The sequence below is a fragment of the Pseudonocardia sp. ICBG601 genome, from assembly GCF_020496245.1.
In genome coordinates, this window is sequence record NZ_JAHLJA010000148.1 from 1,462,397 (window position 1) to 1,483,699 (window position 21,303).

The 21,303-nt window shown below is 74.6% G+C and carries 24 protein-coding genes; 12 read left to right on the top strand and 12 right to left on the bottom strand.

Annotation, left to right across the window (positions count from 1 at the left end; all coding sequences use genetic code 11):
- The first annotated feature begins 18 nt into the window (after window positions 1-18).
- Window positions 19-546, top strand: coding sequence for an ABATE domain-containing protein (locus KPL57_RS36245; protein WP_226355055.1), 528 nt, complete (start codon window positions 19-21; stop codon window positions 544-546).
- A gap of 17 nt (window positions 547-563) precedes the next feature.
- On the top strand, window positions 564-1,769 hold the full coding sequence (locus KPL57_RS36250; protein ID WP_226355056.1) for an acyl-CoA dehydrogenase family protein: 1,206 nt from the start codon (window positions 564-566) through the stop codon (window positions 1,767-1,769).
- Between the two features lie 46 nt (window positions 1,770-1,815).
- On the opposite strand, the gene KPL57_RS36255 is transcribed toward KPL57_RS36250, so the two are convergent.
- Both KPL57_RS36255 and KPL57_RS70585 read right to left on the bottom strand, forming a co-directional pair.
- Window positions 1,816-2,862 (bottom strand): alcohol dehydrogenase catalytic domain-containing protein, encoded by a 1,047-nt coding sequence (locus KPL57_RS36255; RefSeq protein ID WP_226355057.1) that lies wholly within the window; start codon window positions 2,860-2,862, stop codon window positions 1,816-1,818.
- Between the two features lie 149 nt (window positions 2,863-3,011).
- Entirely contained in the window at window positions 3,012-4,889 is a 1,878-nt protein-coding gene (locus KPL57_RS70585; RefSeq protein ID WP_226355058.1) for a helix-turn-helix domain-containing protein, read from the bottom strand.
- A gap of 346 nt (window positions 4,890-5,235) precedes the next feature.
- On the opposite strand from KPL57_RS70585, the gene KPL57_RS36265 reads away from it, so the two are divergent.
- Together KPL57_RS36265 and KPL57_RS36270 are read left to right on the top strand one after the other, a co-directional pair.
- Window positions 5,236-5,751, top strand: coding sequence for a DUF5994 family protein (locus KPL57_RS36265; RefSeq protein ID WP_226355059.1), 516 nt, complete (start codon window positions 5,236-5,238; stop codon window positions 5,749-5,751).
- A 31-nt stretch (window positions 5,752-5,782) separates the two neighbouring features.
- Window positions 5,783-6,574, top strand: coding sequence for a GAF and ANTAR domain-containing protein (locus tag KPL57_RS36270; protein WP_226355060.1), 792 nt, complete (start codon window positions 5,783-5,785; stop codon window positions 6,572-6,574).
- Here the strand turns inward: KPL57_RS36270 and KPL57_RS36275 are convergent.
- Window positions 6,516-6,854 (bottom strand): sigma factor, encoded by a 339-nt coding sequence (locus KPL57_RS36275; protein WP_226355061.1) that lies wholly within the window; start codon window positions 6,852-6,854, stop codon window positions 6,516-6,518. The two genes, KPL57_RS36270 and KPL57_RS36275, sit on opposite strands and share 59 nt — an antisense overlap.
- A gap of 185 nt (window positions 6,855-7,039) precedes the next feature.
- Here KPL57_RS36275 and KPL57_RS36280 point away from each other — a divergent pair, with 185 nt between their 5' ends.
- Entirely contained in the window at window positions 7,040-8,386 is a 1,347-nt protein-coding gene (locus tag KPL57_RS36280; protein ID WP_226355062.1) for a PP2C family protein-serine/threonine phosphatase, read from the top strand.
- Here the strand turns inward: KPL57_RS36280 and KPL57_RS36285 are convergent.
- A complete protein-coding gene (locus KPL57_RS36285; RefSeq protein ID WP_226355063.1) occupies window positions 8,379-9,422 on the bottom strand; it encodes an isopenicillin N synthase family oxygenase in 1,044 nt (347 codons plus the stop codon). The two genes, KPL57_RS36280 and KPL57_RS36285, sit on opposite strands and share 8 nt — an antisense overlap.
- 185 nt (window positions 9,423-9,607) lie before the next feature.
- Here KPL57_RS36285 and KPL57_RS36290 point away from each other — a divergent pair, with 185 nt between their 5' ends.
- Both KPL57_RS36290 and KPL57_RS36295 read left to right on the top strand, forming a co-directional pair.
- The gene (locus tag KPL57_RS36290; protein ID WP_226355064.1) at window positions 9,608-10,369 is read left to right on the top strand and encodes a DUF3761 domain-containing protein; all 762 of its coding nucleotides are present in this window, start codon (window positions 9,608-9,610) and stop codon (window positions 10,367-10,369) included.
- A 13-nt stretch (window positions 10,370-10,382) separates the two neighbouring features.
- Complete coding sequence (locus KPL57_RS36295; protein WP_226355065.1) at window positions 10,383-10,970, top strand: hypothetical protein; 588 nt, start codon at window positions 10,383-10,385, stop codon at window positions 10,968-10,970.
- Here KPL57_RS36295 and KPL57_RS36300 read toward each other — a convergent pair whose 3' ends face one another.
- The 5 genes from KPL57_RS36300 to KPL57_RS36320 form a co-directional block, all read right to left on the bottom strand.
- Window positions 10,971-11,645: a class F sortase gene (locus KPL57_RS36300; protein WP_226355066.1), complete on the bottom strand. Its 675-nt coding sequence runs from the start codon at window positions 11,643-11,645 to the stop codon at window positions 10,971-10,973.
- Window positions 11,646-11,750: 105 nt separating this feature from the next.
- Entirely contained in the window at window positions 11,751-12,551 is an 801-nt protein-coding gene (locus KPL57_RS36305) for a hypothetical protein (RefSeq protein ID WP_226355067.1), read from the bottom strand.
- A 176-nt stretch (window positions 12,552-12,727) separates the two neighbouring features.
- Window positions 12,728-12,973 (bottom strand): hypothetical protein, encoded by a 246-nt coding sequence (locus KPL57_RS36310; RefSeq protein ID WP_226355068.1) that lies wholly within the window; start codon window positions 12,971-12,973, stop codon window positions 12,728-12,730.
- 73 nt (window positions 12,974-13,046) lie between these two features.
- A complete protein-coding gene (locus tag KPL57_RS36315; RefSeq protein WP_226355069.1) occupies window positions 13,047-14,231 on the bottom strand; it encodes a CE1758 family FMN-dependent luciferase-like monooxygenase in 1,185 nt (394 codons plus the stop codon).
- Window positions 14,232-14,269: 38 nt separating this feature from the next.
- The gene (locus KPL57_RS36320; RefSeq protein ID WP_226355070.1) at window positions 14,270-14,620 is read right to left on the bottom strand and encodes a GNAT family N-acetyltransferase; all 351 of its coding nucleotides are present in this window, start codon (window positions 14,618-14,620) and stop codon (window positions 14,270-14,272) included.
- Between the two features lie 337 nt (window positions 14,621-14,957).
- On the opposite strand from KPL57_RS36320, the gene KPL57_RS36325 reads away from it, so the two are divergent.
- From KPL57_RS36325 to KPL57_RS36335, 3 genes are read left to right on the top strand one after another with little or no spacing between them, the layout of a single operon-like run.
- On the top strand, window positions 14,958-15,332 hold the full coding sequence (locus KPL57_RS36325) for a hypothetical protein (RefSeq protein ID WP_226355071.1): 375 nt from the start codon (window positions 14,958-14,960) through the stop codon (window positions 15,330-15,332).
- Between the two features lie 8 nt (window positions 15,333-15,340).
- Window positions 15,341-15,661: a hypothetical protein gene (locus tag KPL57_RS36330; protein ID WP_226355072.1), complete on the top strand. Its 321-nt coding sequence runs from the start codon at window positions 15,341-15,343 to the stop codon at window positions 15,659-15,661.
- Window positions 15,658-16,041, top strand: a complete 384-nt coding sequence (locus KPL57_RS36335) for a nuclear transport factor 2 family protein (RefSeq protein WP_226355073.1) — start codon at window positions 15,658-15,660, stop codon at window positions 16,039-16,041. The genes KPL57_RS36330 and KPL57_RS36335 overlap by 4 nt, the downstream gene beginning before the upstream one ends.
- Before the next feature lie 55 nt (window positions 16,042-16,096).
- Here the strand turns inward: KPL57_RS36335 and KPL57_RS70590 are convergent, their stop codons facing one another.
- On the bottom strand, window positions 16,097-16,945 hold the full coding sequence (locus tag KPL57_RS70590) for a LuxR C-terminal-related transcriptional regulator (RefSeq protein WP_226355074.1): 849 nt from the start codon (window positions 16,943-16,945) through the stop codon (window positions 16,097-16,099).
- 299 nt (window positions 16,946-17,244) lie between these two features.
- Between KPL57_RS70590 and KPL57_RS36345 the strand changes: the two genes are divergently transcribed.
- Window positions 17,245-18,939: an AMP-binding protein gene (locus KPL57_RS36345; protein WP_226355075.1), complete on the top strand. Its 1,695-nt coding sequence runs from the start codon at window positions 17,245-17,247 to the stop codon at window positions 18,937-18,939.
- A gap of 119 nt (window positions 18,940-19,058) precedes the next feature.
- Here the strand turns inward: KPL57_RS36345 and KPL57_RS36350 are convergent, their stop codons facing one another.
- On the bottom strand, window positions 19,059-19,637 hold the full coding sequence (locus KPL57_RS36350) for a TetR/AcrR family transcriptional regulator (RefSeq protein WP_226355076.1): 579 nt from the start codon (window positions 19,635-19,637) through the stop codon (window positions 19,059-19,061).
- A gap of 101 nt (window positions 19,638-19,738) precedes the next feature.
- Here KPL57_RS36350 and KPL57_RS36355 point away from each other — a divergent pair, with 101 nt between their 5' ends.
- Window positions 19,739-20,761 carry an aldo/keto reductase gene (locus KPL57_RS36355; protein ID WP_226355077.1) on the top strand — a complete coding sequence of 341 codons (1,023 nt, stop codon included), beginning with the start codon at window positions 19,739-19,741 and terminating at the stop codon, window positions 20,759-20,761.
- A gap of 18 nt (window positions 20,762-20,779) precedes the next feature.
- Here the strand turns inward: KPL57_RS36355 and KPL57_RS36360 are convergent, their stop codons facing one another.
- Window positions 20,780-21,256: a MarR family winged helix-turn-helix transcriptional regulator gene (locus KPL57_RS36360; RefSeq protein ID WP_226355078.1), complete on the bottom strand. Its 477-nt coding sequence runs from the start codon at window positions 21,254-21,256 to the stop codon at window positions 20,780-20,782.
- Between the last annotated feature and the right edge of the window lie 47 nt (window positions 21,257-21,303).

Consider the following 21,303-nt stretch of genomic DNA (forward strand, 5'->3'; position numbering starts at 1 on the left):
GACGTGGGTTTCGCGTTCGTGAGCGGCAGTGCCGCGCTCGACCTGGTCGGCACCGTCACCTGGCGGCGCACCGACCCGACCGAGCTGCTCACCGGGCCCGCCGACCTCGCCCGCTGGCTCGACGCCTGCGCCGACCTCCCGGACGGCGTGACCGTGACCCCGGAGGTCCTCGGGTGCGCGCGGGACCTGCGGGAGGCGGTCCACCGGCTCGCGACCGACCGGCTGGCCGGGCGGGCGTTCGACCCCGCCGCGCTGGCCGTCGTCAACGGCACGGCCCGCGGTCCCGGCCTGACCGTGCAGCTCGACGACCACGGCACCCGCCGCACCGGCGACGCCGACGCCGTCCTCGCGGAGCTGGCGCGCGACGCCGTCGCCGTCCTCGCCGACCGGGACACACCGGTGAAGGAGTGCGGCCGGCCCGCCTGCACCCGGCTCTACCTCGACCGCTCCCGCGGCGCGCGGCGCACCTGGTGCGGCATGGACGAGTGCGGGAACCGGGTGAAGGCGGCCGCCTACCGCGCTCGCAGGAGGACGATCACCGGCTGAGCTGCCAGGGTGATCCGATGACGACCGTCGAGCCGAGCTCCGACCTGGCCCGGGCCCAGGGCACCGACTTCTTCTCCACGGAGGACTGGCTGACCGACGACGAGCGCGCGATCCGCGACCGGGTGCGCACCTTCGTCGACGAGCGCCTGGTCCCGGTGGCCAACCACTACTGGGAGGCCGCGGAGTTCCCGCGCGAGCTGATCGAGCCCTACGCCGCGCTGGAGGTCGCGGGCGGTTCGGTGCGGGGCCACGGCTGTCCCGGGATGAGCGCCGTCGCCGAGGGACTGGTGACCACCGAGCTGGCCCGCGGCGACGGCAGCTTCTCCACGTTCAACTCCATCCACGGCGGCCTGGTCATGTCGGCGATCGACATGCTCGGCTCGGAGGATCAGAAGGAGCGCTGGCTGCCCCGGATGGCCCGCTGCGAGCTGCTCGGCGGGTTCGCCCTCACCGAGCCCGACCACGGCTCGGACGTCGTCCGGCTCGCCACCGCCGCCCGCCGCGACGGCGACGAGTGGGTCCTCGACGGCCGCAAGCGCTGGATCGGCAACGGCACGATGGGCGACGTCGTCATCGTCTGGGCGCGCGACGAGGAGGGGAACGTCGGCGGGTTCGTCGTCGACCGCAGCGAGGGCGAGCTGCCCGGCTACCACGCGTCGGTGATCACCGGGAAGACCAGCAACCGGGCGCTCTGGCAGGCCGACATCCACCTCGACGGCGTCCGGATCCCGGCCGACGACCGGCTGGCCGGCGCCCGGACCTTCGCCGACACCAACAAGGCGCTCACCAAGAGCCGCCAGGCCATCGCCTGGGAGGGGCTCGGCCACGCGATCGGCGCCTACGAGTACGCACTGGCCTACGCCCGCGAGCGCGAGCAGTTCGGGCGCCCCATCGCCGGGTTCCAGCTCGTCCAGGACAAGCTCTCGCACATGCTGTCCGACATCACCGGGATGCAGCTGACCTGCCTGCGGATGGCCCAGCTGCAGGACCAGGGCCGGGTCGGGATCGAGCACGCGGCGCTGGCGAAGCTGCAGACCGCCTCGGGCGCGCGGCGGGTCTGCGCGATGGCGCGCGACATCCTGGGCGGCAACGGGATCCTGCTCGACCACCACGTCGCCCGGCACCACGCCGACATGGAGGCCGTCTACACCTACGAGGGCACCGACACGGTGCAGTCGCTGATCGTCGGGCGGGCGGTGACCGGGCTGAACGCGTTCTCCTGACGGCCCCGCACGAGGCCCCGGCGCGGGCGGGGCCCCGGAGCGGACGTCAGGCCGGGGTGATGACCACCTTGAGCGCCTGGTTGGCCGCGGCGTTCTTGAACACGTCGTAGGCCTCGTCCATCTGGTCGAAGGTGAACGAGTGGGTGCCCATCTTCTCCGCCGGGATCCGCCCGCCGGCGACCATCTTGAGCAGCGTCGGGATGGAGACGGTGTCGACCAGGCCCATCGTCAGCGTGACGTTGGAGATCCACATGTCCTGCATGGGCAGCTCCACCGGGGTGCCGTGGACACCCACGTTGGCGATCGTGCCGCCCGGGCGCACCAGCGACGCCGCCGTCAGCAGCGTCTCCGGGTAGCCGACGGCCTCGATCGCGACGTCCACGCCGAGCCCGTCGGTCAGCGCGGTCACGTCGGCGACGGTGCCCGGCCCGACCTCGACGCTGTCGGTCGCGCCGAACTCGATGGCCTTCTCCAGCCGGAACTTGTTGGAGTCGATCGCGATGACCTTCGACGCGCCCCACAGGCCGGTCGTGAGGATCGCCGAGAGGCCGACCGCACCCGCGCCGACGACGGCGACGGTGTCACCCGGCCGTACGTTCCCGGCGAGCACACCGACCTCGTAGCCGGTCGGCAGCGAGTCGGCGAGGAAGATCGCCTGCTCGTCGGTGACCGACTCCGGCACGGCGTAGAGCGAGGTGTCGGCGTAGGGGACCCGGACGTACTCGGCCTGGGTGCCGTCGATGAGGTGGCCGAAGATCCAGCCGATCCCGCCGACGGTCTGGCAGTGCGACGGCATGCCGCGCTGGCAGTAGTCGCAGCGGCCGCACTTGGTGATCGCCGGGACGAGGACGCGGTCGCCGACGGCGAAGCCGGACACGGCGTCACCGACGGCGGTGATCGTGCCGACGGCCTCGTGGCCGAGGATGCGGCCGTCGGTGACGGCCGGGACGTCGCCCTGCAGGATGTGCAGGTCGGTGCCGCAGATCGTGGTGGTGTCGACCTTGACGATCACGTCGGTGGGGTCCTGGATCGTCGGGTCCGGGACCTCCTCCCAGGCCTTGGCGTCCGGTCCGTGGTAGACGAGTGCCTTCATCTGCTCACTCCGTTGGTCGCAGGGGGTGCCGAGAGCGTCGGCGGGCCCGACGCTAATGCGGGAGTGCGCATGTGACTGTCCCGTTCTGGGACGACTCCGCGGGCGGCACGACCCCCGGCGACGGCCGTGTGTCCCGGTCCCGGGACACCTCAGCCGATGTAGCTGATCCCGAACGCGTCGATCTTGCGGTAGAGCGAGGACCGGGCGATCCCCAGCAGCTCGGCGGCCTGGTAGCGGTTGCCGCGCGCCTCGTAGAGGGCCTGGATGATCACGTCGCACTGCGCCGCCTCGAGCATCGACATCCGCGGTGCGCCGCCGGTGAAGCACGACGACGGCAGGTCCGGTGCCTGCACGACGCCGACCGGCTTGCGGGCGATGACGTAGCGCAGCACGTCCTCCAGCTCGCGCAGGTTCCCCGGCCAGGCGTAGCCCTCCAGGACCCGCACCACCTGCATGCTCAGGCTCAGCGACCGGCCGCCGGACAGCGAGTGCAGCACCGACCGCGCGAGCTCGCCGAGCTCGTCGGCCCGGTACCGCAGCGCGGGCACCCGGACCGTGTCGTGGAAGTGGCGCAGCAGCAGCCCGTAGGGCCGGGTGGCGTCGACCGAGGGCGTGTCGATGCACCCGACGACCGTCGGTGCCGCGGGTGTGGCCACCAGCAGCCGCAGCGACTCGTCGAGGCGCCGCGCGGCGACCGACCCGAGCAGCGAGAGCCGGCGCAGGACGAGCAGCCGCGGCCGGTCCCCGTCGGTGCCGCGTACCGTCGGCAGGAGGGGGCCGCCGGACTCCGCGATCCGCGCGCAGTCGAGCACCTGCACCGTCCCGGTCGGGTGGCTGCGGCGGAACTGCTCGACGGCCAGGGTCTGCTTCCCGACCCCCGGCTCGCCGACGAGGAGCAGGTGCCTGGTCCGGGCGGCGACCGCGGTCGCGACGTCGCGGCGGGCGCGCAGGTAGGGGCTGAGCAGCTCGCGGTTCGCGCGGCGCCGCACCTCGGCGGCGGCGCCGTCGGCGTGGGCGTCCCGGAAGTCGGCCGCGAAGTCCCGGCGGGCCGTGGGCGCGACGTGCGACCCCTGGCGACGCATCGCGTCCGCCGTCCGGGACCCGGCCGGTACGGGCGCGCAGCGCCGCCCGGAGCTGACGTGGCCCACGACGGCGCCGTGGTCCCGGACGACGCAGGTGACGACGTCGTCGCGGCGCCCCGACGGCAGGTCGGCCGTGGACCCGGCGGGCGGCGGCTCGGCGAGCGCGGCGTCGGCGAGCGCCCGGTCGAGCAGGTGGTCCCGGTCCTCGCGGGGCAGGGCCCGGAACCCGGGGTTGCACAGGGTCGCCCGGCCGTCGGTCGCGACGACCCACTCCGCCCCGGACCGTGCGCAGACCTCGTCGAAGCGGGCGTGCAGCATCCGCCCGGCCCGGTGCCCGAGGTCCCGGACGCGTTCGCCGACCTGGCGGGCCAGCTCCGCGGCGACGGCCGCACGCAGCGCCGACGCACCGCCCGGCGTCGACAGGTGCGTCACGACCACCACCGTCTGCGGTGCCGCGTCGGTGTCCGACGGCACCGGTGCGGCGGCCTCGGCCAGGCAGGCGAGGTCGGGGTGGAGGTGCTCGGGACCGTCCACCCGGGCGGCGCGACCGGTGGCCCGCACGAGCGCGGACGCCGTGGTCGCCACGTCCTGCTCGGCGATCCGGAAGCCCGGTGCGACCAGGACGGCGTCGAGCAGCGCGGCGAGGTCCGGGCAGGCGTCGTGGCGGACGCGGACCACCCCGTCGCCGTCGACGAGCAGCACCGAGCAGTCCAGGTCGTCGGCGCCGGCGAGGAAGCGGCCGAACACCTCGTCCGCCTCGGCGACGGCGGCGGGGCCGGGTTCGTGCCCGACGTAGGTCGCGGACCGGGCGAGGTCGACGCCCAGGTCGACCGACCGCTGCCAGGACTCCGCGACGACCGGGCGGACGTGGGCGCCCACGTCACCGACGTGCCGGGCGTGCCGCACCCGCCGGGCGGCGGCCTCGACCCCGGCGCCGGCATCCACCGGACGAGCCTAGCCACCCGGGGCCCTGCCCCGCGAGGGTCGTTGACACCCGACCGGGCGGCGGGGAGCGTCGGGACCGACGTCAGCCCCAGCCCCCGGCCGATGACATTCGGGTCACCGGGAGGAGGGGCTGTGGACACGGAGCGTCGCGTCCGACCCCGCGGGGCCCGCCCGGTCGGAGTACCGTCGGTGGCACGGCCACGTGCTGCTGGACAGCCGGATGCCCCACCACCTCGGGGCACGCACGATCCGGAGGATCCGCCGGGGTTCCCGGGTCCACACGGCGAGGCGTCCCGCTCCGCCGTGACCACGCCCGCGTCCCCGGACGGCCGCCCTGCAGGGTGCCGTGCGGCGGTCCGCGGCGGCCGAACGGAGCCACACCGTAAGCGCACCGCGCACCCCGTCACCCACCCGTCGTCCCGCCCCGGCGCAGCCTGCCCCGGCGCAGCCCGCCGCGGCGCGCGTCGCGCTCAAGGACGACCCGAGGCCGGTCGGGGAGGTCGACGGGGCCTGGTGGCCGCGCTCGCGCGTCCTGGTCGACGAGCTGCGCGAGCTGAGCGCGGGCGTCGACGACCGGCTCGGCCCGGTGACCCGGGTCGGGTACAACCTGCGCATCTGGCCGTCGGTGCCGCGCCGGACCACGACCGACGGGCACCTGGTCCGCCTCGGCGGCTTCGCCAGCACCCCGCCCGACGTCGTCGACGTGTTCGGGGCGCACGGCCGGCTGTGCCTGCTCGTCGTGCCGCCGGAGAGCTCGGACGCCGACGCGCGGCGCTGCCTGGACCGGGCGTCGGCGGCCGGGAACGACGACGACGTCGCGACGCTGCTGGCCGGAGCAGGAGGAGAGCCCACCGACGCCTGACGGAGACGACGGCCCCACCGGAGGGAGGCGCGTGAGCGCCAGCGACGACCACGCCGTGCGCACCGCCCTGGTCCGGGCGTCCACCGGCCTGACCGAGCCCCTGACCGACGAGTCGGGGGACACCTCGTGGGATCGGCGGCTCGTCCAGCTGACCCGGGTCGCCGCCCGCACCGTCCCCGGAGCCGACCTGGTCGGCCTGACGCTGCGGGACCGGTACGGCGTCTGCACCACACCCGGTGCGGACCTCGCCGAGCTGGACCAGCTCCAGATCGGGCTGCGCGAGGGGCCGAGCCTGGACGCGATCCGGGGCGGGGTGCCCACCGTGGTCGCGGTCGGCGACCTCGACGACGAGCGCGACCGGTGGCCGCGGTTCGCGCCGGCCGCGGTGCACCGGGGCGTGCACGGCGTCCTGTCCGTCGCGCTGGTGCGGCCGGGGGCCGTCCGGGGCGCGGTGACCGTCTACTCACGGGCCCGGCACGGCTTCGACACCTCCGCGACGGCCATCGCCGACGCGTTCGCGCTGCAGGCCGCCGTCGCGCTGCACGGGGCCACGAAGGCCTACCACCTGGAACGGGCCCTGGAGACCCGCGACCTGATCGGGCAGGCCAAGGGCATCCTGATGCACCGGCACGGGATCGACGCCGACCGCGCCTTCCGCATGCTGGTCGGCGCGTCACAGGCGACGAACATGAAGCTCCCGGACGTCGCCCGGTGGCTGATCTCCGACGCCGGGGCCCCCGTCGAGGTCCTGCCCGAGGTCGGGGTCACGGACCCTGCGGATGGTCCTCCAGCTCCTGCCGCACCGCGCGCAACAGGAACGTGAGGGCGCAGGGGTGACCGGGGTCGAGGGTCGGCGCCGTCCGCCACACCCACAGGAAGCAGCGTTCCGTCGCCTCCGCGGCCCGGTCCTGGTCCCGCAGCGCGGTGCGCAGGAGCCCGAAGACCAGCGTCCCGGTCCCGTCGTACAACCGGCGGAGCGCGTCGAGGTCCCCGTCGCGGATCGCGCGGAGCAGCGCGGCGAGCTCACGCGAGCTCGGGACCAGACCCTCCGGTCCCCGCTGCAGCTCCGCCGGATTCCGCATGTCGCCGTCGTGACCCACCATTGCTCCATCACCGTCGGAACGTCGCCGGGGTCAGGGGCGGCGGACGCATCTCTCGTACGGTCGGGAGACCGTGGTGCGAACGCTACCGTCGTGTCCGGCGACCCGCATGATCCGTCGACGCCGCCGGGTCCCGCCGACCGGTACGGTCCGGGTCGGTCGCCCGCACCGGTCCGGAGGTGACAGCAGTGACCGAGGTCCCCGTGCAGCGCCCCACACCGCTGCACTCCGTGTCGACGGCACGCCGCTCGGCGGAGCGGCTGCGCGCCGTCGACCGGGCCGGGCTGTCGACCGCCTCCGACGACCGGGTCCTGTCCGACCTCTGCGACGTGGCCCGGGAGCTGGCCGCAGGCGGCTACGCGACGGTGTCGGCGACCGACGGCGTGACGTCGTGGATCTGCGCCGCGAGCGGTGACGGGCCGGCGGCGGGGACGGTGGAGGGCGCGGGCGGCGCCGTCGAGCACGCGGTGGTCGACTCCGGCGTACCCCTGGTGCTGGACGCCCTGCCCGGCACCCCGGACGGCGGCGACCCCGCCCCGGCCACCCCCGGCCGGTCCGGCTCGGTGTGCAGCGTCCCGGTCTTCGGCGAGGCGGGCCACGTCGTCGCCGCGCTGCGGGTGGCGCGCACCGGCGCCGGCGAGTGGACGCCCCGCACGGTACGGCTGCTGACCGCCCTCGCCCGGACCCTCGGCGCGCACCTGCGGATGGCCGGGTCGATGCGGGTCAGCCAGGACCTCGCCGACCGGCTCGGCGCCCGGCTGGCCCGGTCGGAGTCCCAGCAGCAGACGCTGTCGGACGAGCTGGGCGACTCCCAGCGGCGTACCGACCTGCTGGAGTCGGGGCTGCTGCCACCGGTGCTCCCGGAGATCGCGGGGGCCGAGGTCGCCGCCGTCTACGTCCCCGGTGCGGTGGGCGAGCACGTGGTCGGGGACTTCTACGACCTGTTCGCCGTCGGCGACCGGTACTGCCTGGTGATCGGCGACGTCTGCGGGAAGGGTGTGCAGGCGTCGCAGATCGCGGTCGTGGCCCGCTACACGATCCGCGGCGCCGCGGCGCGGGACCTCGAGGTCGGGTCGATCGTCGCGAGCGTCGACGGGACCGTCCGGACCATGGACGAGCGGGCGATGCTGACCGTCGTCGTGGTCGTCCTCGAACACGACCCGGACGGCGGGCTGCGCGCGGAGATCGCCAGCGCCGGGCACGAGCCAGCGCTGGTGCTCCGCGCCGACGGCGCCGTGGAGCGCTACGGCACCGGCGGCACGATGCTCGGCCTCCCGATCCCGTGCCGGGTCGCCACCGACGTGGTCCGGCTCGGCAGCGGCGACGCGCTGCTGCTCTACACCGACGGCGTCACCGAGGCCCGGCCCGTCGCGGGCGCCGACCTGTTCGGCGACGACCGGCTCACCGACCTGTTCCGCACGTGTGCCGGGCTCGACGCCGCGGGCACCGTCGCCGCGGTCCACCGGGGCGTGTCCGCCTACGCCCGCGGCATGACCAAGGACGACACCGCGATCGTGGCGCTACGGGTCACCTGACGGTCGGCGGGGCGGCCCGTCGCGCCAGCACGTCGGACCAGTGCCGCTGCGCGACCCGGGGGTGCGAGCGCAGCCAGCCGGTCAGCGCGTTCTCCCCGTAGCGCGCGTCGAGCGGGTTGTCGGCGTCCTCGCTGATCCCGCGGGCGTCCGCGGCCAGCTCGGCCGGCAGATCGAGCGGCGCGACGACGGCGTCCAGGCGCGGCGCGAGGAAGAACGGCACCGAGATCCGGTCGACCCCGGGCGGCGGCGACACCACCCGGTGCCGGGTCGCGGTGAGGTAGCCGCGGGTGGCGATCTCCAGCATCTCGCCGATGTTCACCACGAACGAGCCCGGCACCGGGACGGCGTCGATCCAGCCGCCGTCGGGACCCTCGACCTGCAGCCCGCCGACGACGTCCTGCTGCAGCAGGGCGAGGTAGCCGTAGTCCTTGTGGGCGCCGACGCCCTGGTCGGAGTCCGGGTCCGGGCGCCCGGGATAGCGCACGATCTTGAGGTGCAGCGAGGACTCCTCGTCGAACCAGCCGTCGAAGTAGGTCTCGTCCTGGCCGAGCGCGGCGGCCAGGGCACGCAGCACCTCACGGGAGACCCGCAGCGCCTCGGCCTGCCAGCCCAGCACGACCTCGCGCAGCTCGGGCAGTGTCGGCGGCCACTGGTTCGGCCCGATCAGCCGCAGCCAGTCCGGCTCCCCGGGGCCGGGCTCGACCACGGCGCGCTCGGGTCCGATGTCGATCTGCTCGCGCCAGTCGGCGGTGCCGCCGGTGTGCTCGGTCCCGGTCCGGGTGTAGCCGCGGAACTGGGGGGAGTGGACGTTCTCGATCGCGAGACGGTCCGCCGGCGGCAGCGCGAAGAAGCGGCGGGCGAGCGCGTCCATGCCGGTCAGGACGTCGTCGGGGACGCCGTGACCGGTGACGTAGAAGAACCCGACCTCGCGCGCGGCGCGACGCAGCTCCGCGAGGAAGGCCGCCCGCTCGTCCGGACCGGCGCGGAAGCGGGACAGGTCGACGACCGGGAGCCGGTCGGTGGCGAGGGGCGGCATGGTGCCTCCGACGGGGTGGCGGGCGGGCACCTCGGACGTGGTGCGCCGGGCGCACCAGCCAACCCGGCCGTCGGAGCGGGCGTCAAGGAGCGGTGCCCGCCGGCCGTCTCACCAACTTTGCGTACTACCGGCGGTAACGCCCGTACGTCCGCAACGTCCTGATCATCCCGATCGATGCAGCACTCGTGAACGGACCCGGAAGATCGTGGTACGACGACTCGCCGACGGAGCGGCTGGGCGTCGTCCCTCCGGCCCGCAACCGTCTGGCCACCGTCGGCATCGTCCTGGTGGTGCTGTCGGCGGCGTTCCTGCTGACCACGGCGACGATCCCGATGGGTGCTCTGCTGGCCCTGGCCGCGACCGGGTGCGCCGCGATCGCCGCGTGGCGAGGTCGTGGCGGGCGCGCGCCCCACCGTGGCCGTGCGGTCACGGCGCTCGTCGCCGCGCCCGCGCTGGTGGTCGCCGCCGTGGTGCTCGCCCCGTCCCCGGTCCCGACGACCACCGGCACCACCGAGGCCGCCGCCCTCGTCGCCGCCCCGACCACGACGCCGACCCCGGTGCCCGCCCCGGCCGGGGAGAACCCCCCGGTGGCTCCGGCGGCGGCGCCGTCGCCGACCACGACGCGGGCACCCGTGTCCGCACCGGAGGCGCAGCTGCGGACGGCGCCGGCCGCGCAGGAGGCCGCGTCCCCGCGGCCGCAGGCCCTCGCGTCGGCCCCCACACCCCGCACGACGACGGCGAAGCCGGCTCCGGCCGCGCGACCGTCGGCGTGCGACACGGACACGCACTACGTCAACTCGGCCGGCACCTGCGTGCCCCGCCCGACCCGGTCCGGCGGCGACGCCCCGGCCGGGGCGACGGCGAAGTGCAAGGACGGCACCTACAGCCACAGCCGGTCCCGGTCCGGGACGTGCTCAGGGCACGGTGGGGTCGCCACCTGGCTGTAGAGGGGGACCAGTGATGCGGGCCGGACCCGATCACGAGCGGCTGCAGGAGCCCGGTCGCGGCCGGGTGTGGCGGAGGCGTGGGACGAGCGTGACGCTCGTCGGGCTCGTGCTGGTGAGCTCCCCCTGGGGGCTCGCGAGCGAGCGCGATCTCGGCCGGTGGGGCGACGTGCTGACCGTCGTCGTCCTGGCCGTCGTGGTGCCGCTCGCCGCGGTCGTCTGGCGGGAGTCGACCCGGCCGTACCCGCACGACCGGACGATGGTCGTCCTCCGCCGGGCCGTCCCGCCGGCCCAGCGCGCGGCCGTCGCGACGGCGCTGCGGCGGGGGAGGCCCGAGGACATCCCTCCCGGGCACCTCGCCTACGCCCGGGCGTGGACGGCGCAGCGCGGGGCCGGACTCGTGTCGCCGTCGGCGCTGGCCGTGCTGATGTGGGCGCAGATGCTGAACGCGGCCGCCCGGGCCGCCAACCCCTGGTTCTTCCTCGTCGGCCTCAGCGGGGCCGCGGTCTTCACCGTGGCCGCGGGAGTCGAGGTGGCGCTGCAACGACGACGGGACCGCTGCCTGTCCACCGACCGGCCGGATGCCGGGGACCGACCGTCGTGATCAGCCGCGGCTGCTGCCGACGAGATGGGCGAACACCACGGTGTTGTCCCGATAACTCCGTGCACTCGAGTCGAAAGATCCACCACAGGTGATCAGACGCAGTTCCGCCCGGTCGACGTCGCCGTAGACGGACTCGGTCGGGAATTCGTTCTTGGGAAATGATCTGACCTCGTCGACGCGGAACGTCGCGGCGATCCCGTCGGCCCGTGTCACGGTGATGTCCTCGCCCGGACGCATCCGGCCGAGGTCGTAGAACACCGACGGTCCCTCGGCGGCCGAGTCGACGTGGCCGAGGATGACCGACGGGCCGCGGAAGCCCGGTGCCGACGACCCGCGGTACCAGGACGCCCGGTCGTAGCCGGGGCCCGGGGCCGGGACCTCGAGGGTGCCGTCCGGCGCGAGACCGGACTGGTCGACGACCGACTCGACCCCGATCGACGGGATCGAGATCGACCGGGGCGGGGAGGGCGGGAGCACCTCGCCCACCGGCCGGGCCCCCGCGGGCGCGGTGCCCACCACGGCCGGTCCCACCGGGCCGGCGGCCGCGGCCACCGGCTCCGGGGGACCGCCCGCGGTCAGCGCCAGCACGAGCACGACCACACCCGCGACGCCCAGGAGCAGCGCGCCCAGCGGAGCGAGCAGCCGCCGGAGGCGGGACGGGTGTGGTGCGGTCATCGGGTGCTCCGGTCCTTGTGCCGATCGGGGAACCGGTCGTGGTGGTCCACCACGACCGGAGCCGGGGGTGCCGCCCGCCTGTGCGGGCGGCACCCCCGGAGTGGATCAGTGCCCGCGGACGCCGCGACGGCGGACGACGAGCACCAGCGCGGAGCCGGCGAGCAGCGCGACACCGGTCACGACCAGCGCGGTGTCGGTGCCGGAGGTGCTGCCACCACCGGTCTCGACGCCACCCTGCGGCATCGGCATGGTCCCGCTCGTCGTGTTGACGACGATCGTCGCGATGCCGATGGTGGTGCCGCCCTTGAGGGCGTCGGTCTTGAAGGCGCCGTTCAGGGCCTCGGCGGCCCCGGCGTTCAGGGTGACGGTCGTGCCGGTCAGCGTCGCGGTGCCCGCCGACTGGTCGATCGTGATCGGCTTCAGGGTCGAGCCGTTGAGGTCGAACAGGGTGGTCGACTCGGCGACGGTCTGGCCGCCGGCGCGGACCCGGCCGGTCAGCACGGCGGGGTCGCCCGGGTCGATCACGAAGTTGTCGAGCGTGACCTCGGTGTCACCCTTGGTGAGGGTGAGCCCGCTGCCCATGTGCTCGATCTTGCCCTGCACGTAGGGCAGGACCTCGTTCGGCTTGTAGACGGTCACGTTGCCGCCGGTGATCGGGAACGACGCCGTGCCGTCGGAGATCGAGGCGGACCCGAACGGGCCGGGGGTGACGTCGAGCGAGGTCAGCGCGTCGGTGAAGCCCTTGTCCAGCGCGACCGAGGTGCTCTTGCCGGTCAGGTTGGAGATCATCGCGACCGGCGGAGGGGTCTCCTGTGCGGAGGCGACCCCGGCGCCCAGCGCGGTCGTCGCGGCGGCGACCAGGCCGATCGTGGCCAGGCCGATCACACGTCGTACGGAATTCGCCATTGTGGTTCTCCTTGGATCGCACCGACCGACGGGCGATTCCCGGCGACCTTTGCTCCTGTATTCGACGGCCGGAGCGCGGGGGTTCGGAGAAATGCGGGGAAAAATGTCCCGGGGCCCGGATATCACCGCGGGTGACGTGTTCCGGGCCCCGGGCAGCGGAGCGTGTGCGGCGGGGCTCAGCCCGCGGGGCGGCCGAGCCGGTGGTGCCGGATGCGGGCCTTCATCTCGGCGACGCCGTCGGCGAACCGCTCCTCGTAGACCTCCTCGACGGCGGCCGCACCGGCCGCGGTGACGCTCCCGTCGGCGTCGATGAGGCCGAGGGCGAGCAGGTGCCGGGCCACCGCCGGGCGCAGCAGGTCGACGTCCACCTCGCGCGCGTCGAGCAGTTCCAGGGCCCGTGACTCGTCGTCGGTCAGGAGCATCCGCCTCACCTCCACCCTGGGTTCGTGCGCGGGCCGCGAGGGGTTCACCCCGGTGGACCCGGCCGGACCGCGGTCAGGCGGCCGGGTAGCGGGTCGGGGTCGTGCTGTCGCTGTCGAGGTACGGGGCGTCCCCGGTCAGGTTGTCGCCCCGGTTGGGGCGGGGCCGCGGGTCGCGCGGTGACTCCTCGCCGTAGGTCGCCCGCACCAGCGACGCGTGGGTGGGCGCCTCCGGGACGCCGGGCGCGCGGCGTGCCGCCATCTCGCGGCGCAGCACCGGCACGACCTCGGTGGCGAGCAGCTCGACCTGCTCGAGCACCGTGCCCTCCGGGACACCGAGGCTGTCCAGCGCCCACAGCTGACGCTGGTAGTCCCCGAAGCCGTCCTGGAAGGTCAGGGTCTTGTCGATGACCTCCTGCGGGCTGCCGACGCTGAGCGGCGTGCGGTCCGCGTAGTCCTCGAGGCGGGTCCCGCGGAACAGGACGTGGTTCTCGAAGTAGGGACGGAACGCGGCGTAGGCGTCCTGGGAGCGGCGGGCGACGAACGCGTGCCCCCCGAGGCCCACGATCGCCTGGTCGGGACGCCCGTGGCCGTGGTGGGCCCAGCGCTTGCGGTAGAAGTCGACCAGGGGCCGGAAGTGCAGGTTCGGCGCCAGGATGTGGTTGGCGAAGTAGCCGTTGCCGTAGTGGGCGGCCTGCTCGGCGATCTCCGGGGTGCGGATCGCGCCGTGCCACACGAACGGCGGCACGCCGTCGAGCGGCCGGGGGGTGGAGGTGAACCCCTGCAGCGCCGTGCGGAACCGGCCCTCCCAGTCCACGACGTCGGAGCGCCAGAGCCGGTGCAGCAGCGCGTAGTTCTCCAGGGCGAGCGCGACGCCGTCGCGGATCTCCTTGCCGAACCAGGGGTAGACCGGCACCGTGTTGCCCCGGCCGAGCATGAGGTCCAGCCGCCCGTCGGCGAGGTGCTGGACCGTCGCGAAGTCCTCGGCGATCCGGACAGGGTCGTTGGTCGTGATCAGCGTGACCGCCGTGCTCAGGACGATCCTGCTGGTCACCGCCGCGATGTGACCCAGGATCGCCGGCGGCGACGACGGGACGAAGGGCGGGTTGTGGTGCTCGCCGAGCGCGAACACGTCGAGGCCGAGCTCGTCGGCGTGCCGGGCGAGGCGCACGATCGAGCGGAGGCGCTCGGCCTCGCCCGGAGTGCGCCCGATGAGCGGGTCGGCGCCGATGTCGCCGACGGTGAAGATGCCGAACTGCACGGGGGTCCTTCCGGGGGGTGGCGGCCCGCGGGCCGCGCTCAGACGAGGTCGCGCACGGCGGCGAACGCCGCGGGCGTCACCGGGTCCAGCACGTCGTCGACGTCGTGGTGGCGCTGTATCCATCGCGCGACGTACGGGCAGACCGGCACGATCCGCCGGCCGGCGTCGCGCGAGTCGGTGAGGGCCCGCGCGACCAGGGTCCCGGCCAGCCCGCGCCCGGCGAAGGCGTCGTCGATCTCGGTGTGGAAGAAGACCCGCTGCCCGTCGCGGTCCACGTAGGCGGTGAACCCGGCGACCACGCCGTCCACCCGCACCTCGTAGCGGTGCGTCGTGGGCCGGTGCGTGACCTCGGGCGTCCCGGCCGCGTCGGGCGTCGCCGATCCGGACATGGCTGTGACCTCCGTCGTGGGGTGGCCCGGGGGCGGGTGGCCTGCCCGGGCCGCGGCCGTCGGGGTCCCGGCGGCTCCGTCGCCACGACGCTAGGTCGGCCCGGCCGTCCCCGGATCGGTCACGCGATCGGTCGTGCGGAGCCCCCGGGGCGCCGGTCGGGTCGGTGACCTCCCGACGGCGGGGTCCTGCGGCGGGATGCCGCCCGGGGTTCCCACGGCGGCCGACCGGTGGGCCCGTCGGTGGCCGGGCGACCCATCCGGCGACCGATCCGTCGGTGCCCGCGGCGCGCTGACACTGGGCCCGGGCGGCATCCGGCCGTCCGTCGAGGAGGACCCGATGCCCGACCGAGCCGACCCCGCCGGGATTGTCGCCGCACACCTGGACGCCTGGAACGCGCCGGAGGGACCCGTGCGCGACGGGGCCGTCGGGACGGTCTACACCGACGACGTGTTCGTGGGCGAGCCCGACGCCGCGCACCGCGGGCACGAGGGGATGTCCCGGGCGATCGCGGCTCTGCACGCCCAGGTGCCGGGGGCCGTGATCAGCCGGTCGGGTCCGATCGGCACGGCCCAGGACCTGGTCACCTACGCCTGGACCCTGGGTGTCGGCCGCGGGCCCGCGGTCGCGTCCGGCCGCGACGTGCTCCTCCTGCGCGACGGGCGGGTCTCCGCCCTGTACGTGCTGCTGGACCCGGCTGGGGACCAGGGGTGAGGCGGGCGATGACGACCCCGCGGCCGGTGGGCCACGAGTACCGGTTCGAGCTGGGCGGGCTGCGGGTGCGGTACCGCTTCGACTCCGGCACGGAGGCGACCTTCGTGGTGGAGGACGGTGCCGGGCTGGCTCCCGACGGGCACACCGAGACGGTGTGCATCGACCTGCGTGAGATCCGTGAGGGCGTCTACCTGAACTCGTGGACCGAGGCGAGCGGCGCGACGGTGACGCACGTGGAGGACTTCGAGAACGGCACGCTGTACTCGAACATCACGATCGACGGGACGCTGCACGCGCTCGTCGGCACGATCACCCGGACCGCCCGGTGAGCGCCGTGGAGGGCCCCGAGGAGCGCAACGTCCGGATCGTGCTGACCGCGATGCGGGAGCTGTTCGAGGAGAAGGACCTCACGGCCATCGACCGCTACTGGGCCGAGCCGTACACGCAGCACAACCCGTCCATGCCCGACGGGCTCGACACGCTGCGCGCGGTCGTGCCGACCCTGGAGGGCTTCTCCTGGCGGCCGGCCCGCGTCGCCGCACAGGGCGACCTCGTCTTCACCCACAGCCGGGTCCTGGGCTGGGCCCCGACGCCCGTCGTGATCGTCGACATCTTCCGCCTGCGGGACGGGCGCATCGTCGAGCACTGGGACGTCGTCCAGGAGGAGGTGCCCGCCGAGTCCTCGGCCACCGGCCGCCCGATGGTCTGACCCCGCATCGCGCACGCCCCCCGACGCCACCTGCGCCGCCGCCGTGTGCCGCGGGTCAGATCAGGCCCGCGGCGCGGGCCGCGATGACCGCCCGGGCCCGGTTCTGGGTGTCGAGCTTGCGCATCGCGCTGTGCAGGTAGGCCTTGACCGTCCCCACGGTGATCCCGAGCTGCGCCGCGATCTCGGCGTTGGTCGCGCCCACCGCGACGTGCTGCAGCGCCTCGACCTCCCGCGGTGAGAGGGCGGGGGCCTCCCCGCCCGGCCGGGCCACGGCCGGGTGGGCCCCGGCGAGGCCGTGGTGGATCCGGCTCAGCCGCTCGCGCAGCTCCGGGTCACCGGTGCTCTCGATCAGCGCGGCGAGCTCCAGCAGCGCGCCGGCCCGGCTCTCGGCGTCCGCGGCGCCCGGGGGCACGACGGCCGGGGGAGCGTGCTGGTCGAGCAGGGCCGTGGCGTCCCGGGCGATGTTGGCGGCGACGATGCCGGCGTTGCGGACGGCGACGTCGCCGATCGGCCGGTGCTCGCGCATCGCCCCGTACATCACACCGCGGACCGAGCCGTGGACGACGATCGGGTACGCCAGGATCGACGCGAGCCGTTCGTGCTCGACGACGACGTGGTCGTAGTCGTGGGTGATCCCCGGGGTCGAGGCGTAGTCGCTCACCCGGCACGGGATCCGGCGGGCCATCGCGGCGCCGCCGAGACCGCGCCCGGACAGGACGCTGAGCAGCCGCAGCGAGTCGCCGAAGGTGCCGATCAGCTGGTTGATCGTGAGCTGCTGGCCGTCGCGCACCGTCCGGGTCGTCCCGCCGAAGACGACCGGCAGGCCGGTCGTCGAGCTGAGCTCGTGGAGCCGGCGGGGCATGACCCGGTCCAGCGCCCGGGCGACCGCGTCGTCGTCCTGCACGAGTGCTCCTTCCCGTCCCCACGGGCGGCATCGGCCGCCCGACGTGGCCCAGCTTGCCACCGGCGCGGACGGCGGACCAGGTCACCGGTCCGCACCGGACTCCCGCGACTACCGACTTCGGTTGGTAGCGGCGCCCGGACCGCTGCGGAGAGTCTCCTCCCGACAGATCCGGCTGCGCTCGACGAGGAGCCCCGCATGCATTCCACCACCGCCGCGGTGCCCCTCTGATCGACGCGATGCCCGGACCGCTCCGATCCGCGGTCCGCCCCATCCCACCGACCCGGAGGACGTCCGTACCCATGGGCAACCACGACATCTACCGCGACGCCCGTGACCGGCTCGTCGCGCTGCACGGCGAGCACGAGAAGGCCGTCGCCGACTTCACCTGGCCGCAGCTCGACGGCGCGTTCCAGTGGGCGCACGACTGGTTCGACGTGATCGCCGACGGCGAGTCGCGGACCGCGCTGCGCATCGTGGAGGAGGACGGTGCCGAGGGCGCCTGGACCTTCGACGAGCTGCGCCGCCGCTCCAACCAGGTGGCCCGCTGGCTCGCCTCGCACGGCGTCGGGCGCGGGGACAGCGTGCTGGTCATGCTCGGCAACCGCGTCGAGCTGTGGGAGTCGATGCTCGCGGTGATGAAGCTCGGCGCGGTGATCATGCCGACGACCACCGCACTCGGCGCCGTGGACCTGCCGGACCGCCTGGAGCGCGGGGGAGCGCGGTTCGTGATCGCCGACGTGTCGTGCACGGACAAGTTCGACGGCCTGCTCGACGGGCTCACCGCGGTCTCGGTCGGCGGGTCCGCCGAGGGCTGGCTGGACCACACCGACTCCCACGACGTCGACGACGCCCCGGTCGAGCACCCGGGCACCACCGCCGACGACCGGCTGCTGCTGTACTTCACCTCGGGTACCACCAGCCGGCCGAAGCTGGTCGAGCACACCCAGGCGTCGTACCCGGTCGGGCACCTGTCCACCATGTACTGGCTGGGTCTCACCCCGGGCGACGTGCACCTCAACATCAGCTCGCCGGGCTGGGCCAAGCACGCGTGGAGCTGCTTCTTCGCGCCGTGGATCGCCGGGGCGACGATCTTCCTCTACAACTACACCCGCTTCGACGCGGCGTCGCTGCTCGGCCAGATCCGGGACAAGGACGTCACCACGTTCTGTGCCCCGCCGACGGTCTGGCGGATGCTGATCAAGGCCGACCTGTCCGGCGGGCCCGGCTCGCTGCGTGAGGTCATCGCGGCGGGCGAGCCGCTCAACCCGGAGATCATCGAGCAGGTCCGGGCGCAGTGGGGCCTGACCCTGCGCGACGGGTTCGGCCAGACCGAGACGACGGCGTCGGTGGGCAACACGCCCGGCTCCGTCGTGAAGCCCGGGTCGATGGGGCGCCCGCTGCCCGGTGTCCCGGTGGTGCTGGTCGACGAGCTCACCGGTGAGGTCTCCGAGACCGAGGGTGAGATCTGCATCGACCTGTCCCTGCGGCCCACCAGCCTCATGGTCGGGTACCTGGACATGCCGGAGAAGACCGCCGACGCCATGGCGGGCGGCTTCTACCACACCGGGGACACCGCGACCCGCGACGAGGACGGCTACCTGTTCTACGTCGGCCGCACCGACGACGTGTTCAAGGCCAGCGACTACAAGATCTCGCCGTTCGAGCTGGAGAGCGTGCTCGTCGAGCACCCGGCGGTGCTGGAGGCGGCCGTGGTGCCCCAGCCCGACCCGGTCCGGCTCGCCGTGCCGAAGGCCTACGTCGCGCTCGCCCCCGGCCACGAGCCGACCCGCGAGACCGCGGCCGCGATCTTCGCCCACGCCCGGGACCACCTGGCGCCCTACCTCCGGGTGCGGCGCATCGAGTTCTTCGAGCTGCCGAAGACGATCTCGGGCAAGATCCGGCGGGTGGAGCTGCGGGCCCGGGAGCGCGACGAGGCCGGGGCGGCCGCGGGCGGGGAGTGGCGCTACGAGGACTTCCCGGAGCTGAAGGCCTGACGGCCTCCCCGGGAGCCCCTCCGGGGCGGTATCCGCCGAGCCGCCCCGGACCAACGGCCGGCCCGTCACCGGCGCGACGCCGTGACGGGCCGGCCGTTCGCGTCTCCGGCCCGCCGGGCTCAGGGCCGTCCGGTGCGCAGGCCCTCGACGAGCAGTGCGACCAGCCGGCGACCGCGGGCGAGGTCGGCGTCCGACGCCGCCCGGCACAGCTGCGGCAGGGCGAACAGCAGGTCCTCGGCGGAGACGGCGTCACGCCGGATCGCGCCGTCCCCGACCGCTGCGTCGAGCAGTGCGGCCAGTGCGGGGCCCAGGCGATGCGTGAAGTGGCCGGGCAGCCCGTCGAAGGCGGGGTTGCCGGAGTGCAGCGCCGAGGCGAGGCCCCGCTTCGTCGCGAGCAGGTCGATGAACCGGTCGAGCCAGTACGTCAGCGCCGCGACCGGTGGGTGCTCGGAGGCCAGCTGCGGGCCGGCGTCGGCGAGGGCGTCGATGCCGGTCTCGACCACCGCCTTCACCAGGTCCGCCCGCTGCGGGAAGTGCCGGTAGAGGGTGCCGACGCCGACGCCCGCCAGGTCGGTGATCTCCTTCGCGGGAGCGTCCACGCCCGAGGTGTCGAAGACCCGCCGTGCGGCGTCGAGCAGTGCCTCGACGTTGCGCTGTGCGTCCGAGCGCGGACGTCTGGCCCCGGTCCTCCCACTCATCCCGTCACTCTGCCACGCGCTCCTTGTGAACCGGAATGGCTTTCCGTATCGTCGATCCGGAAAGGCATTCCGCTTAGCCCACCGCACACCGGGAGACCGCCATGCAGTACCGCCCGCTCGGCCGGACCGGGATCATGGTCAGCCCCGTCGCGCTCGGCGCGATGATGTTCGCGACGTCGTTCGGCAACCCCGATCCCATCGACTCCGCGCGCATCATCCACCGGGCGCTCGACGCCGGGATCAACCTCGTCGACACCGCCGACGCCTACGGCGACTCGGAGGAGGTGGTCGGCCGTGCGCTGAAGGGTCGCCGCGACGACGTGGTGCTCGCGACCAAGTTCGGCCGCCCCGTCGACGACGACCCGGCGCACCGCGGGGCGTCGCGCCGCTGGATCGTCACCGCCGTCGAGAACTCCCTGCGCCGGTTGGGGACCGACCACATCGACCTCTACCAGCTCCACCGCCCGGATCCCGACACCGACATCGAGGAGACCCTCTCCGCGCTGACCGACCTGGTCCGCAGCGGAAAGGTGCGGGCGGTCGGGACCTCCCAGGCCCCCGCCTCGGGCATCGTCGAGGCCCAGTGGGTCGCCGAGCGGCGCGGGCTGGTCCGGTTCCGCGCCGAGCAGTGCGCCTACTCGATCCTGAACCGTGGTGCCGAACGCGAGGTGCTGCCGGCCGCGCAGCGGTTCGGCATGGGCGCGCTGATCTGGGGGCCGCTCGGCCAGGGGATGCTCACCGGTCGCGTCCGCCGGGGCGGGGTGAGCGACCTGCGCCGGGCCGGGCTCCTGCGGCACCTGTCCGACGAGCGACGCATCGAGGTCGTGGAGCAGCTCGTCCCGCTCGCCGAGGAGGCGGGCGTGCCGCTCACGCACCTGGCCGTCGCGTTCGTCGTCGCCCATCCCGGGGTGACCAGCGCGCTGCTCGGGCCGCGCACCATGGCCCAGCTCGACGACCTGCTCGCGGGGGTGGACGTCGCGCTGGGCGACGACCTGCTCGACCGCATCGACGGGATCGTGCCGCCGGGGGTCGACGTCAGCGCCCTGGACCAGGAGTTCCGGCCGCCGGCGCTGCTGGACCCGCAGCTGCGGCGTCGTCCGGTGGCGGGGCGGTCCGCGGCCTGACCCGCGCGGCCGGTCGGGTCATCCGGCGCGGGTGTCCTCGACCGCGTCGAGGACGGATCCCAGCTGGTGCAGCGCGGTCTCCAGGGTCGCGGCGGGCACCTCGGCGAGCAGGCGCCGGAGCGCCGCGTTCGCCGCGCCGGTCGCGGCGCGCGCCACGGCCACGCCGTCCGGTGTCAGGCGGACGTCGTTGCTGCGCCGGTCCGCGGGGTCGGGTACCCGGGAGACGAGCCCGCGGTTCTCCAGGCGGCGCAGGACGTTGCTCAGGCCGCCCGTCGTCAGCAGCAGGTGCGCCGTCAGCTCCTTCGGCTTCTGCCGGTAGGGCTCGCCGGTCGTCAGCAGCGTCGCGACCACGTCCAGCTCCGCGGGCGTGAGGTCGTGCGCGGACAGGGCGGGGGCGATCGCCTGCGCGAGCGTCCCCTGCAGGCGCACGACGTGCTGGGAGAACGCCAACGCCAGGCGCTCGTCGGGGGACACGTTCCTCCGGTCGCGGGTCACGGTCGCAGCCTACCCGACGAAAGCTTTCGTGATAGCTTTACAGAAAG